Source organism: Nibrella viscosa (assembly GCF_039541875.1).
In the GTDB taxonomy this organism is placed as follows: Bacteria; Bacteroidota; Bacteroidia; order Cytophagales; family Spirosomataceae; genus Nibrella; species Nibrella viscosa.
The window spans coordinates 205413-218206 of sequence record NZ_BAABHB010000003.1; the positions used below are offsets into that span (position 1 = coordinate 205413).

The 12794-nt window shown below is 54.1% G+C and carries 12 protein-coding genes; 1 reads left to right on the forward strand and 11 read right to left on the reverse strand.

What is annotated here, in order from left to right; translation table 11 throughout:
* Positions 1-14: 14 nt before the first annotated feature.
* The 11 genes from ABD931_RS09370 to ABD931_RS09420 all read right to left on the reverse strand — a co-directional run bounded on the left by ABD931_RS09370 (position 15) and on the right by ABD931_RS09420 (position 11828).
* Positions 15-830 carry a formylglycine-generating enzyme family protein gene (locus ABD931_RS09370; RefSeq protein WP_345266304.1) on the reverse strand — a complete coding sequence of 272 codons (816 nt, stop codon included), beginning with the start codon at positions 828-830 and terminating at the stop codon, positions 15-17.
* On the reverse strand, positions 823-3636 hold the full coding sequence (locus ABD931_RS09375) for a PQQ-dependent sugar dehydrogenase (RefSeq protein ID WP_345266306.1): 2814 nt from the start codon (positions 3634-3636) through the stop codon (positions 823-825). Before ABD931_RS09375 ends, ABD931_RS09370 begins: the two co-directional genes overlap by 8 nt.
* Positions 3637-3781: 145 nt before the next feature.
* A complete protein-coding gene (locus ABD931_RS09380; protein ID WP_345266308.1) occupies positions 3782-5275 on the reverse strand; it encodes a carboxypeptidase regulatory-like domain-containing protein in 1494 nt (497 codons plus the stop codon).
* A gap of 48 nt (positions 5276-5323) precedes the next feature.
* Positions 5324-6730: a CsgG/HfaB family protein gene (locus tag ABD931_RS09385; protein WP_345266310.1), complete on the reverse strand. Its 1407-nt coding sequence runs from the start codon at positions 6728-6730 to the stop codon at positions 5324-5326.
* A gap of 39 nt (positions 6731-6769) precedes the next feature.
* On the reverse strand, positions 6770-7192 hold the full coding sequence (locus ABD931_RS09390; protein WP_345266312.1) for a curli production assembly/transport component CsgF: 423 nt from the start codon (positions 7190-7192) through the stop codon (positions 6770-6772).
* Positions 7193-7360: 168 nt separating this feature from the next.
* Positions 7361-7831, reverse strand: a complete 471-nt coding sequence (locus ABD931_RS09395; RefSeq protein ID WP_345266314.1) for a CsgE family curli-type amyloid fiber assembly protein — start codon at positions 7829-7831, stop codon at positions 7361-7363.
* Between the two features lie 2 nt (positions 7832-7833).
* The gene (locus ABD931_RS09400) at positions 7834-8280 is read right to left on the reverse strand and encodes a hypothetical protein (protein ID WP_345266316.1); all 447 of its coding nucleotides are present in this window, start codon (positions 8278-8280) and stop codon (positions 7834-7836) included.
* A 56-nt stretch (positions 8281-8336) separates the two neighbouring features.
* The gene (locus ABD931_RS09405; protein WP_345266318.1) at positions 8337-9257 is read right to left on the reverse strand and encodes a hypothetical protein; all 921 of its coding nucleotides are present in this window, start codon (positions 9255-9257) and stop codon (positions 8337-8339) included.
* A 49-nt stretch (positions 9258-9306) separates the two neighbouring features.
* The gene (locus ABD931_RS09410; RefSeq protein ID WP_345266320.1) at positions 9307-10272 is read right to left on the reverse strand and encodes a hypothetical protein; all 966 of its coding nucleotides are present in this window, start codon (positions 10270-10272) and stop codon (positions 9307-9309) included.
* A gap of 51 nt (positions 10273-10323) precedes the next feature.
* On the reverse strand, positions 10324-10737 hold the full coding sequence (locus ABD931_RS09415) for a hypothetical protein (protein WP_345266322.1): 414 nt from the start codon (positions 10735-10737) through the stop codon (positions 10324-10326).
* A gap of 44 nt (positions 10738-10781) precedes the next feature.
* Positions 10782-11828 (reverse strand): hypothetical protein, encoded by a 1047-nt coding sequence (locus ABD931_RS09420; RefSeq protein WP_345266323.1) that lies wholly within the window; start codon positions 11826-11828, stop codon positions 10782-10784.
* A gap of 251 nt (positions 11829-12079) precedes the next feature.
* On the opposite strand from ABD931_RS09420, the gene ABD931_RS09425 reads away from it, so the two are divergent.
* Positions 12080-12793 (forward strand): RNA polymerase sigma factor, encoded by a 714-nt coding sequence (locus ABD931_RS09425; protein ID WP_345266325.1) that lies wholly within the window; start codon positions 12080-12082, stop codon positions 12791-12793.
* Position 12794 lies beyond the last annotated feature (1 nt).

The window sequence follows — 12794 nt, forward strand, 5'->3', positions numbered from 1 at the left end:
TCGTTTATCATTCATCATTCCTTCACCTCCATCACCACCCGAAACCCCACATCCCAGCCATTGCCCGGACCGGCGGCATGGGTTGTATAGGTCGCGTTTTTGACATCGCCCACAAAGGAAGCACCTTTCAGCACGTGCTCTTTGCCGGAGCGGGGTGGTACCGGATCGGCAAACAGCTTTACGTTGTAATAATCCTGCACCCACTCCCACACATTGCCCAGCGTATCGTATAGGCCCCAGACGTTGGGTTTTTTCTGGCCGACCGGATTTGTCGTGCGGGTACCCATCTGCGCTACCTGCCGGATCTCCGACCAGGCAATTTCATCGTCGGCTCCGGCGCGGGCGGCATACTCCCACTCAAATTCGGTCGGCAGGCGATAGGTATGCGCTTTATCGAGCTGGTTCAGCTTCTTCAGAAACGCCTGCGTATCCTGCCAGCTTACGTTCTCGACCGGATGCCGGCCGGCATCGTCGCTGACTTTATCGCCCTGAAAAACAGATGGGTTGTTACCCATTACCTGCTGCCACTGCGCCTGAGTCACCTCGAACCGGCCGATATAATACGGCCGGCTGATGGTGACCGGAAAGCCAGGCGAAGCATCCTGCGTGGCCAGCTTTTCGGCCAATTTGTAGTCCGCTGCCGTCCAGTTGAGCCCTCTGCCCTGGGTTGCCTCGTTTGGCTTGGGGTAGGTGGGCTGAAACCGGCCCACCACCATCTTGCCCGGCTGAATTAGCACGAACTCCATGCCAATAGGGTTTGTGTAGGTTGGTGCCTGCGCGAATAGCTGCGTTAGCGGCAGCAGCCAGAGGCAGTTACAGAATTTACTCATACAGGTTTATGGTTGCCAGCGGGAACAGGGCATCTTTAGGGGATGCTTTCGCGCTTTTAAAGACAAAATACAAATCGTGTTTACCGCTGGTTTCTTGTATGATGACGCGGGCGGGGGTAGTCTTGGCATTTTTGTCGTTGCGCGGTTCGCGACCCCAGAAACTATCCCGGCCACCCGGCATCTTGTTGATGTTGAAATACTCCTCTTTCACCTCGGCGGTCCCTAGCAGAGGGCCGGTTGGGGAGTCGAGCCGGATTTCTACCTCACCACCGGTGTAGATGTCGTACAAATGCCAGTTGGGCCGGAACTCAATTTGCCGGATGCCGGTCAGGTCAATCTGCTTATAGCCGATGTACGAGTTTGGTTTGGTCGTCAGAAAGGTAAATTCGTCCAGCTGATCCCGCACAGCTCCGCCCTGGATCACATCGGCATCGGTGGGAATGAGTTGCGGCCGGCGCAGCACCACCATGCTTTCGGCGGTATGCGACGGTACTTTCGTGGGGCGGTCGGTATAGGCCGCCCGCAGGATGTAAAAGCCGTTGCCGCTTTCGCCCTCCGGAATACTGGGTGTAAATGTACCCTGCACCGGCAGGGTGCTAATGGCTTTATTGGTAATGTTCAGGATGTAGTTTGTGATGGTCCGGGCTTCGTGCTGCGAAACGGTCGGGTGGGCCGGCATGGCCGTTTCGCCCCAGACGCCGGAGCCGCCTTCGCGGATCTTCTTTACCAGCCGGTCTACTGCTGTCGGGTCGGCTTTGTATTTGTTGGCAATATCGGTGAACGACGGCCCTACGGCTTTGGCGTTGATGGCGTGGCAGGTGTTGCAGTCGCTCTTGCCCATCAGCGTCCTGGCTACGGCAAACTGGGTGGCAGCATCGACCCGCTGGTGCCCCATCTGCACATCCACCAGATCGAAGCCCTCAGACACATAGTCAATGCTCATGGCCACCTGCGCCGGGTTAATCTGGCCGTTGGCTAGTGTTCCATCCTCCTTATCGCTTACCGCTACCTGATAGTTTATCGGTTTATTGGGAAAGAAGAAACGGCTGTTTCCGGCCAGTGCCAGCGTCACCACCGGCGGTTCGTTTCCGGCAATGATACGGACCGATTGGCTGTTTTTGGCTCCTTTGGCGTCGGTCGCCGTCAGCGTAGCGGTGTACACTCCGGCCTTATCAAACGTAAGGGTCGGGTTGGCCGTCGTAAATACCCTGGGAGCGCCACCGGCCGGAGCCACCTTCCATTCGTATTTGAGAGCGTCGCCGTCGTAGTCTTTAGTGCCGGCGGAAGACAGACTTACGGTAAGCGGCAAGGCTCCGCCTTTTTTACTGGCCGATGCCTGTACCACCGGCTTGCGGTTACCGGCATTGTATTCAATGCGCACCAGCCGGGCCTCAACGGCCGAAAGCGACGTGTTGCCGCCGTACTCCAGCACGTACAGATCACCATCGGGGCCAAATTTCAGATCAATGGGCTGGCGCGGGTGATAGTCCGGCGCAAAGCGCTCCATCGACTCGTAATTGCCGTTGGCGTCCATCGCAATGGCCATAATCCAGAAGCGCGACAGATCGGCGGCCAGCCATTTACCTTCGTAGTAGGCCGGGTAAGGCCGCTTCGGGTTCCGGAAATCAGACCGGCGATAAATGGGGCCACCGATGGCTGCCCGCGAACTGGACCCCACCAGCGGGAACTTCTCCGACACGGCGTAAGGGTAGTAGATAAATGCCGGTTGCGCCGGGGGCAGCTCCGTCAGGCCGGTATTGTTGGGTGAGCGATTGACGGGCTTGTTGGGGTCCAGCTTCGGCCCTGGCTTGTTGGTGGCAAAATCAAAAATGGGGTAAGCGTAGTTGTCGCCGATGAAATACGGCCAGCCAAAGAAGCCGGGTTTGCGGGCCTGGTTGAACTCGTCGTAGCCACGGGGGGCATTCTCGGTATCCTTGTCGGCATCGGGGCCGATTTCACCCCAGTACAGCCAGCCCGTTTTGCTGTCCAGGGATGGTCGCCAGGCATTGCGGATACCCATTACGTAGATCTCCGGCCTGGTTTTGGAACGGTCGGTATGCCGCACCACCGACGCGTCGCGGTCCGACGCGTCGGTATCTTTCGGAAACAGGTTGCCGTCGGGAATGGTATAGGGGGCCGCCCCTGCGGTGCCGTTAGGCTCCGGGTGAATGCGAAGGATTTTGCCGCGCAGGTCGTTGGTGTTGGCGGCTCCGCGCTGGTCGTCCCATTTGCTGCGGCCCGGTCGTTCGTCGGTCTGTGCAACGTATGAATTGCCGGAGTTGTTGCCGACGGTCAGGTACAGATTGCCGTTGGCATCCCAGACCATGCCGCCCCCGGTATGGCTGGTTCCCTCGCGGTCGACGGGTATTTCCAGCAGGACCTTCCGGGAGCTTTCGACCAGCTTATCATTAACCAGGTCCCAGCGGGTCAGCACCATCTTGCTTTCCGTGGGCAGGGCGTAATAGAGGTAAATCCAGTGGTTTTTGGCGAAATTTGGATCGAGGGTAAACCCCACCAGTCCCTGTTCATTACCGGTAAAGACAGGAATGGTGGCGATGAGGCTGACCGTTTGCGTCACCGGATCAAATTTTTTCAGCCGACCGTGCCGTTCGATGATGTACGCAGTACCGTCTTTCAGTACTTCAAACACCATTGGCTCATTCAGCGAGCCTTCCGGCGTCAGTACTACCGGCGTAAACCGGTTAGCCTCCGGTTTCTTCGGCTCTTCGCCGACAAAAGACACAAACAAACCACCTGCCAGCAGGAGCAGGATACATACCGTAAATAGCGCAATTTGGTGCCTCACCTGTAAAAACCAGACTGTTATTTGGAAAAACAGGTACTAAGGTACAGATTTTATCAATTGTCTACGAAAATGCCCGGTTCACGACAAGGTTACGCGTGAACCGGGCATTAGGAGGGATACACCAGGGTTGAGGAGACTACCCGCGTCACTTCCAGAACGGCATTTCAGCTTTAGCGATCAGCAGTTTCCGGTTTTTGCCGTCTGCGTCCATTGTCATAAGCTGAACAGCGCCCGTGCCGGTGTTATCGGCGTTGGTAAAAATGATTCGGGCACCGTTGGGCGAAAAGCGGGGTTCCAGGTCGTTGGTACCGGCTTCTTTGTAGCCGGTGGCAGTGCTCGTGCCGGCGGAGAGGTTTGTAGTTGTCTTCCTGGCTATGTCGTACAGGAGAAGCTGCGAGTCGAGCTGGCGGCCCTGCCAGTCCTGAAGTGAGCCATAATCGGTAGCAAAGAGCAGCCTGGTGCCATCGACCGAAAATACCGGATTGCTCATGCGGTTACTTTTCCGACGGTACACCGTGGTGGTATCTTTGCCGGACGGCGACATCAGCACAATGCGGTTGTCATATACACTGTAGCTGGTCAGGCGGGCGGCAATGCGGTTGCCCTGTGAGGTCCAGTCGCAGCCGGCGAAGAAGTAGCCCGTTGCCAGTTCAGATACCAGCCGTAAGCCATTGCCGTCGGTTCCTATGGCGTAGAGTCTGTTGTTGCTGGGGTAGAGAAGCTGGGTGCCGTCCGGCGACCAGCAGAACGAGAGATCCAGGGGCATTATTCCGGCAACGGGTGTTGAGGTAAGCCGGTGTAGCTCACTGCCGTCGCGGTTCATCAGGTAGATGTGCAGATCAGTTTGGGCGTTCGAGATAAAAGCGATACGCTTCCGGTCCGGGCTGACGACCGGCCGCCAGTTACTGCCTTCGGTCGTTAGCTGAATTTCTTCACTGGTGCCGTTGGAGGTAAAAATCTGGTAGCGGCTGTTTATTTTTTTGGCATATACGTAGGCAAAGTCGGGAAACTCCATCGTGCGGAACCGCCAGGTCTTGCCGTTTACATTGTTGCTACCGTCCGATACCTTAACCTGCCAGGTGTACGTTGTGCCGTACAGTAGGCCTTTGACTACCAGTGAATCGGCTTTGATGCCGGAGAATACCTGGGGGGCGTCGGTGCTGCCCTCCCGGATTAGCGTAATGTCGTACGTGAGCGGATCATTGTCGGGGTCCGTCGATTTCCACATCAGGGTCGTGGTCGTTGGTACCGCTTTGGCTTCGCTGGCTGGTCTGACAAGCATCGGTTCCGTGGGTGCACGGTCGTTGTACGCCAGGTAAATTACCGTTGTTGCGGTCATGCTCTGGGTAAGATCCACCGTCTCTGAGCGGTCCTGATACCCTTCTTTAGTGGCTTGCAGGGTGTATTTTCCAACCGCAATGGTATCCATCCGGAAATGACCGGTGGTATCTGTTTTGGTGATGCGCCCCGAGGGACTCAGGCGAACTACGGCTTTGCTGACGAAGCGGCCGGTTTTTTTATCGATTACCTGACCGCTGACGGCACCGTACCGCTGCGGCTCTACGGTGAAGTCTTCGTTGCAACCCCAGATCAGCGTTAGCAGAAAGACAATCAGGAGGAGGTTAGTAAACGGTTTCATGTTGTTGATTGGTTAATGTGTTGGTCGGTTAACTGACTGATTATCAAATTATTTCCGAACAGGGAGTTGGCGACTGGCTGAGCGGCCGAGATAGAACGACAGGCCGGCCGAGCCGCGCAGGTAGTAGTCGTAATAGCGGCCGGATACGACTCCATCCAGAGCGTCGGTCATAGGCTGCTGGTATTCGAGCATAGTGCGCAGGCCGACTTTGTTGCTCAGGGCGATTTCTGTGCCCATGCCGCCGTTCAGCAGCAAATGACTTTTGCCTTTGATCTCGACGGGTGAGGTGCCGGCCCGACAGGCGATCATGCCGATACCGGCATACAGTATGGGCGTAATGCGCCGGAGCGGCAATGACCGGTACACCAGGTTACCCTGTAGGGTACTGACGGGGCAATTGAATCGCTGATCGCTGCCGAGCGTACCGGCTCCGGCATTTACCTGTAGCCCGAAATGCCGGGTCAGATACACATCGGCGGCTAATCCATAACCTGTGCGGATACCCTGGGTAGCGTAGTCGCCGTGGTAGCGCCAGGCTGCTACGTAGGGGTGCAGCGTCAGACGCGACGGTTCTACCGTGTTCCGGGCACCGTATACATCAGTCTGGCTCATTTCCTGTTTTTCGCGGGCGTAGGCGGCCAGTGCCTGCTCTGCCTGTTCGGCCAGTTTGTCGTCGACACCCCACAGGCCATCCTGAATGCCTTCCAGCACCAGCGCCTGCACGGCTTTTTCAATGGCTTCGGTCACGGCCATCTGCGACGGCTCGTTGGTAGCGTAACCTGTCTCGGCTTCCAGTAGCCGCTTGAAACGAACGTAGCGGAAAATACCGGCATCAACCGCCTGCGACAGCAGCGTTTTAGAGGTGTACACCGTTTTCAGAATTTTGCCGGACTTGGTCGCTACCGCCCGCAGGTATACGGTCACCCGATCTTGCCGGTACTGACTGGAACCACCCGTGCCGAAAAAGCGCATACCGGCCCCGCCCGTAATAGTATTGACATCGTACGACACAATGCCGCCTTCGAGAATGACCCCCGCAAACAGTAGGGGCGGGAGGTTTATGCCCTCTTTCTGGTACTGGCTTGAGCTTAATTGAATAATCTTCCGCTCGTTCAGCAGGTCGCTAACGTTTTCGCGTTCGATGGGTACAAACCAGCCGCTTTCTTCCAGCGCCTTCAGCAGGATATTGGTGGTACCCTGCGAAACGGCGGTCGACCAGTTGCCACCGGTCTCCGAGGCTTTGTATTGCCCGGTCTGATCCTTGAATTTATAGACGGCAGCAACAATCTTCTCTTTTGGGGCGGGCAGTTTGCGAAGTTCGGGGGTGATGGTTGTCTCTTCGCCAAGTCGGGCCGACTGAGTGCGCGTTGGCTGGTTGAAGTAGGTGCTGCATCCAGTCAGCAGTGATAAAGAAGTTAGCAGGAGAATGCCCTGAATGCCAGATATGTGTAACATGGCTAATTTTGTTTAAGGAGTTTGTGACGATGAGAAAGGTCAGAAGTAGGGTACGGTGATGGTGCTTTCACCGCCTTTGCCGTCGGTGACCCGAATCAGAATGCCTTCGGCCGAATTAGAGATAACCACCTGCATGTCGCCAAACTGGTACGACCCTTCTTTCAGGCCACCTTCGCTGAATTGCTTGTCGATCAGATCGCGGGTGATGCGGCTCATAAGCTGGCGTTGCAGCGACTCGGTCATTTCGTCGACGGGGGAGCGCTTCAGCGAGCCGAAACCGGGGGCGTTTTTTGCGGCATTGGGATCTTTGAACGTATCCTGCGCCTGCGCCGAACTGAGCATCCATTGGTAATTGAAGGTATTGCCGCCGAAGGCCGGGTTCATGGGCCGGTAGGTGAGCCCCTGCGCCTGAACCTTGTAAGCGCCGAGCGAAAAGAGAAAGAGGATAAATAGCTTTTTCATATGCAGTCGATATTGAGTGTTGTTCCGACTGTATATATGGTAGAGTGGGGGGAGGTTAACAGGGGAAGAGGAAATAGTTATAAGTGAAGAGTTAAGACGGGGCCGCCCGACGGTTATGAGTTATGCGGCTTCGGCCGTCCGATGACGCCAGCAATTCTTAAGCTGACTCTACTTGCTCAGTTGCTGCTGCACCTCCTGGTAGCTGGTCAGCGATTCGCGGACGATTTCTACGGCGTTGAGGGCATAGTCTGCCAGCAGGTCCTGGCGGGCCTGCACAAACTGCTGCCAGACCGGTTCGCCGTCAATCGTAATCTGAATCTGGCAGGCGGTGCCGGGTGAGGGGATTTCTTCAATGGCGATAACGATCCAGTTGGCCATTTTAACAGCCGGTGTCTGCTTACACACCTGTGCAGTATCGCCCTCGGCAGTTGGGGCTGTCCAATGCTGATAAAACAGGTCGTAGAAGTCCCGGCCCACTTTGGAGCGGGAGTTGTCGACCACAAGGCTGGTGCCGCCCATATCGGCCAGGGCAGGCTCTTCCGGGTTTCGAACGCCATCCGTACTTTTGCCCATATGAGATACCTGAGCAAACGCCAGAGAGGGCAGGGCAATCAGTAGCAGGAAGAGTAATGGTTTCATGGTCAGAAGTTGTTTTTGATGATGAGTTGCATACCACCGGTCTGCTCAATGCGCATGGGTATTCCGCCCGGTAGTGATCCGCCATCCTGAATCAGGCGGTTGTTGTCGCCCCGTTGCAGCACCTCCAGTTGCCGGTGGTTCTGCTGGCGGGAATGCCACTGAGCCAGGTTGTTGTCGCCCTGCTGCGAGAAGGAGTATTGGTTATCGTTACCCGAAATGTCCAGGTCCAGTACATTGTTGATACCCTGCTGCTGGAGGTTGATCTGATTGCCGGCTCCTTTGTCCTGTAGCTGGATCTGGTTCAGTTGTCCGCTTTGCAGCAGGATAATCTCGTTACTAAGCGGAGTTTTTAGAGCTGGCTGCACACCTGGCTTACAGGTAAACTCTGACTGAGCCGATGCCGCTACCGATAGCAGGCTGAACAGGAGGAGGAAGAAAAATCGTATCATGGCGGTGTGATGGTTGGTTTAAGCCGGCTCCGTACAAAGGAGCCGGCGTTGATGGTTCAATGTAATCCCTGCGTAACGGTAGCCGTATTGTTGTTGCCAACCTGACTGAAGCGCAGCACGTTGCCGTCGCCGGTTTGGATGAGGTTAAGCACATTCCCATAGCCTTGTTGCATACCATATAGATCAGTGGGCTGAATAGGTATAAGCTTGTTATTGTTTCCCTCCTGTAGTATGGTAGCCGCATTCGCTCCTCCTGACTGAGTGAGCGCTACGCTATTGCTCAGTCCGGTCTGGGTAACAGTTAGGCTGTTTTCACCCCATTGTTGAACATTAACCGAATTCTGGTTTCCTGTTTGATCAACGGTAGCCGTGTTGTATGATCCATCCCTATTGATTAGAACAGAGTTGTAATCACCCGTTTGTGCAATAGAGGTTTGGTTATTACTTCCATAAAAAGAATTATCCAGACTGAAATTTCCGGTGCCTGTCTGAACACTAGAAGACTGATTGTTGCTACCTTCAGCGTATTGAATACTACTTTTGTTTTCGCTGCCTAGCTGGCTAATACTAAATTGATTATTTGACCCTTTAGCATTAGCAATGCTGGAGTTGTCATTGCCTTCCTGTTGAATACTTACTTTGTTTCCGGTTCCGTACTGAAGTGAGGCTGAGCTGAAATTGGCATCGCCTACCTGAGAAATAGAAACTTCGCTACCTGTAACGGCATTGGCATTCAGATAGACCTGATTGTTGTTACCTGTGCTTGATACATCCCCTTTTGTAGTGGTGCCCTGAACAGTATAAAAAACTTGGTTATTATCTCCCTTTACGTTGATCGCACCGGTATTACCCGTTCCTTTTTGTGTAACGGGAGTAGTATTACCATTGCCCGTCTGGCTGAGCAAAAGGGTGTTTGATTGGGCGAAAGCGGCTGACATAGAAGCAGCCGTTAGCAGTGAAAGCATTAGTTTTTTCATGGTGAATAAAAGATTACATTGTGAAAGATGTTCAAGACTGGAAGCAGACCTAATTCTGAGGGCCTTGCGTCACCGTAGCGGTGTTGTTGTTGCCGGTCTGGCCGAAACGTAAGGTATTACCGTCGCCGGTTTGGGTCAGATTCAGCATGTTGCCGGCTCCTGATTGCCTGGCGTTGTTGTCGTATGGGAAATAGCTTGACGGAGCAAAACCCTGAAGTGTGTTGCTGTTGCCTTCCTGGATAATCGTGGCTGTATTTCCATACGATGTTTGTTCAAGTCTGGCCGTGTTGACATTACCCGATTGAGAAATGCTTGCCTGATTGCCAGCCCCCCATCCCTGTACCTGAGCATATCCCGTGTTACCGTTGCCGGATTGCGTAATGGTCAGTTGATTGTTACTGCTGTAGCCGGTATTAACGTTTGCATCATTATTATTGCCGGTTTGAGCTATACTCAACTGGTTATTACTGCCTTCGATAGCCGTAGCATAGCCTGAGTTACCATCACCAGTTTGGGTAATGGTGGCGTTATTACTATTTCCCGTGTAAAATAGGGCCTCTCCTGCGTTCCGGCTACCGGTTTGCTTCACTGTCGTTATGTTATAACTCCCCTCACTACCGCCGGCCACCGCATAATTAGCATCTCCCGTCTGTGAGACAAAAGCCTCGTTCTGATTGCCCGACCAGGCAACACCCACAGCCACATAGTTACCATTACCCTTCGTCGAAGCGGTAGCTTTGTTACTGTTTCCCTCCTGGATTAAAAACGTTGAATTGTCATCACCGACCACCGTAACTGAGCCTATGTTGTTGTTGCCCTTCTGGAGCATAGGCAGTTGTTGGTCCATATGGTTAAAACTGCCCAATTGGCTTGCCGATAGTTGATTACCACTGCCTTGCTGGGCAATCTGGGCCTGGTTGCTGTTGCCGCTCTGGCTGAGGGACGCGGTGTTCGACTGGGCATAGGCGGCAGACATAGCGCTAGCTGCCAGCGCGGATAAAATTAGCTTTTTCATGATTGGTAATTGTTTATAGGAGATAGGGTAAAATGTGTTAAACGTAGCGGCTTACCACTTAGGGCCGGCCGAAGGCGGTGGGCTCTTCCGTTTCGGTCGGCCCGGCGGCAGGCTGTCCAGGGGCTGTACGCTGATGCGGGTGCCGGTCTCGTCAGACTGGATGATGCTCACCTGGTTGCCCTGCCCGGTCTGGTAAACGGTTGCCGACTGATCGCCGTCCTGGCGGATAAGTACCTGGGTACCCTGGCTGGTTTGTGTCACCGCCACCGAGCGGCCGTGTCCCTGCTGCTGAATGCTGATCACGTTAGCGGTTGCCGGGCGATTGCCGGCCTGAGCAACCACGCTGGTATCACCGTCGGCAGCACGGGAGCCGCTGCCGCTCCGGCGGAGCGGCAGCGTGTCGGATTGGGCATAGACGGCAGATATACAGCCAAGCCCCAGGAGCGATAGAATTACCGTTTTCATAGTGATAGGAACGTTTAGAGGAAAAGACGAAAGAAAACTGGCTGTTACCGGCCCTGCGTCACCGTAGCCGTGTTGCCGTTGCCGGTCTGGCTAAACCGCAGCATGTTGCCGTCACCCGTTTGGGTCAGAGTCAGGGTATTGCCCACCCCACTCTGGCTTGCAAAGGAAGACGTAAGACCCGTTAACGTGTTGCTGTTACCCTCCTGACGTATGGTGGCTGCGTGCAATGATCCGTTCTGAGAGAGATAGGCCGTGTTGACGTTACCCTGTTGGGTAACGCTGGCCGTGTTACTGTTACCCGGTTGCGATACATTAGCCAGGTTTCCTTCGCCGGTCTGGGCGATATACGTCTGATTATAGTTCCCCTGTCCGAAATTTATGCCACCCGTATGGCTGGTAACAGCCGAATTGCCATTGCCATTCTGTTCAATGGTTATTTGATTGTCTGAGCTATACCAGATGTTTACATTGCTTTGGTTATCAGCGCCATTCTGTGTCACACTTACCTGATTATTGCTGCTGAAGAAGGCAGGCGTGTACGAATCATAGCCCCTGGCTGTCACATTGCTCTGGTTATTCTCGCCGGTCTGTGCAATGGTCGCCTTGTTATTCCCGCCGTTGCCGAACAACACATTGCCTACATTGCCATTGCCCATCTGCTCAATGCTGATCTGACTGTGTCCCCCAATGAGGTCTGACGAAGTCGCTCCCGCCTGATTGTTGTCACCCAGTTGCTTTATCGAGGTTTCATTGCCGCTACCGAAAGCATAGATACTACTGAGGTTGTTATTACCCGTTACCGACAGATCTCCGGTATTGCTGCTGCCACCCTGGGAAAACGAAAACTGGTTGCTGTTTCCGGTGATGTTAATAGCGCCGGTGTTGTTCTGACCTTGCTGAGAAACCTGACCATACAACCTGACCGTGTTTGCATCGCCGGTCTGACTGAGGGTTAACGTATTACCTAATCCTCGTTGCGTAACGGGAGCCTGGTTGCCATTACCTGTCTGGCTAAGGGATAGCGTATTGGACTGGGCGAAGACGGTGGCCGTACAGGCAGCCGCCAGGAGCGAAAGCATTGTTTTTTTCATGGTAATTAACGGATTAATGTGAATGAAACTGGATTGAATGAATTGTACAGAAGCCGGCCGGGAGCCGGTCATCTGGCTGTATATCCAGAAGTGGACGAGAGGTTAACAGTGAAGAGAAAAATTCTTGAAATATGGTCGGAAATAAAAATTCAGGTGAGGCTGATAACTCAAGCCGGGAAAGGAAGATACCTAGATGGATTACAGTGATTCTGACCTGATGGCATTGGTTTTTGGCATTTAAATGAGTATCTATGCTTTACCGGCATCATGAAAAGCCGGGCTGTATGGCCACCAATGCTGATAACCCCTGCCTGGGTTTTGACCAGGAAACCGAAGGATTTTACCAGGCGCTTTTCCGCGATAGTCAGCCGGCCTGGGAGTGTTTATATATAAAGGCTTACCGGAGTTTCATTCCGTATGCCCGGCAGCGGAGTCTGATTTCGGAGGATGATGCGCTTGACATTCTGCAGGAGGGGCTGGCAGAATTTGCGGTAAAACTGAAAAATGGGAAGTACCTTTTTCAGGGTAAGCCGGTGACAGCGTATGTATTTACCGTGTGTCGCAACCGGTGGGTCAGCTTTATGAAAAAAAATCCGATTCGGAAGGGCAATGTCGACCTGGAGATGGAAGCCAATGAGGACGATCTGTTTGCTTCCAGCGAGCAGCCACAGATGGTCACTATGTTCAGGCGGGATGATGATCCGGAAGACGATGATAGTGAAAACAGCCTGGAAGCGCGGGACTCCATCTGGGAGGATAGTGAAGTGGACTGGGAGGCCGTGAACCGTTCCTTTGCTGAGGTGGGTGAGGATTGCCGGACGATGCTGCACTGCTTTTATGTCGAAGAGAGGTCGCTGGGTGAGTGCGGAGCCCGCATCGGTTTGCAGGAAAATTCCGCGAAAGTAAAGCGCTTCCGGTGCGCCCAGCGCATGAAAGCCCTGTACACCCAATACAGACGTGACTAAA

Excerpts from the sequence above, each read along its gene's own strand:
- ABD931_RS09390 (WP_345266312.1), bottom strand. The coding sequence starts at position 7,192 with ATGAAAAAGCTATTTATCCTCTTTCTCTTTTCGCTCGGCGCTTACAAG.
- ABD931_RS09425 (WP_345266325.1), top strand. The coding sequence starts at position 12,080 with ATGCTTTACCGGCATCATGAAAAGCCGGGCTGTATGGCCACCAATGCT.
- ABD931_RS09420 (WP_345266323.1), bottom strand. The coding sequence starts at position 11,828 with ATGAAAAAAACAATGCTTTCGCTCCTGGCGGCTGCCTGTACGGCCACC.
- ABD931_RS09405 (WP_345266318.1), bottom strand. The coding sequence starts at position 9,257 with ATGAAAAAACTAATGCTTTCACTGCTAACGGCTGCTTCTATGTCAGCC.
- ABD931_RS09380 (WP_345266308.1), bottom strand. The coding sequence starts at position 5,275 with ATGAAACCGTTTACTAACCTCCTCCTGATTGTCTTTCTGCTAACGCTG.
- ABD931_RS09370 (WP_345266304.1), bottom strand. The coding sequence starts at position 830 with ATGAGTAAATTCTGTAACTGCCTCTGGCTGCTGCCGCTAACGCAGCTA.
- ABD931_RS09400 (WP_345266316.1), bottom strand. The coding sequence starts at position 8,280 with ATGATACGATTTTTCTTCCTCCTCCTGTTCAGCCTGCTATCGGTAGCG.
- ABD931_RS09415 (WP_345266322.1), bottom strand. The coding sequence starts at position 10,737 with ATGAAAACGGTAATTCTATCGCTCCTGGGGCTTGGCTGTATATCTGCC.
- ABD931_RS09385 (WP_345266310.1), bottom strand. The coding sequence starts at position 6,730 with ATGTTACACATATCTGGCATTCAGGGCATTCTCCTGCTAACTTCTTTA.
- ABD931_RS09395 (WP_345266314.1), bottom strand. The coding sequence starts at position 7,831 with ATGAAACCATTACTCTTCCTGCTACTGATTGCCCTGCCCTCTCTGGCG.
- ABD931_RS09410 (WP_345266320.1), bottom strand. The coding sequence starts at position 10,272 with ATGAAAAAGCTAATTTTATCCGCGCTGGCAGCTAGCGCTATGTCTGCC.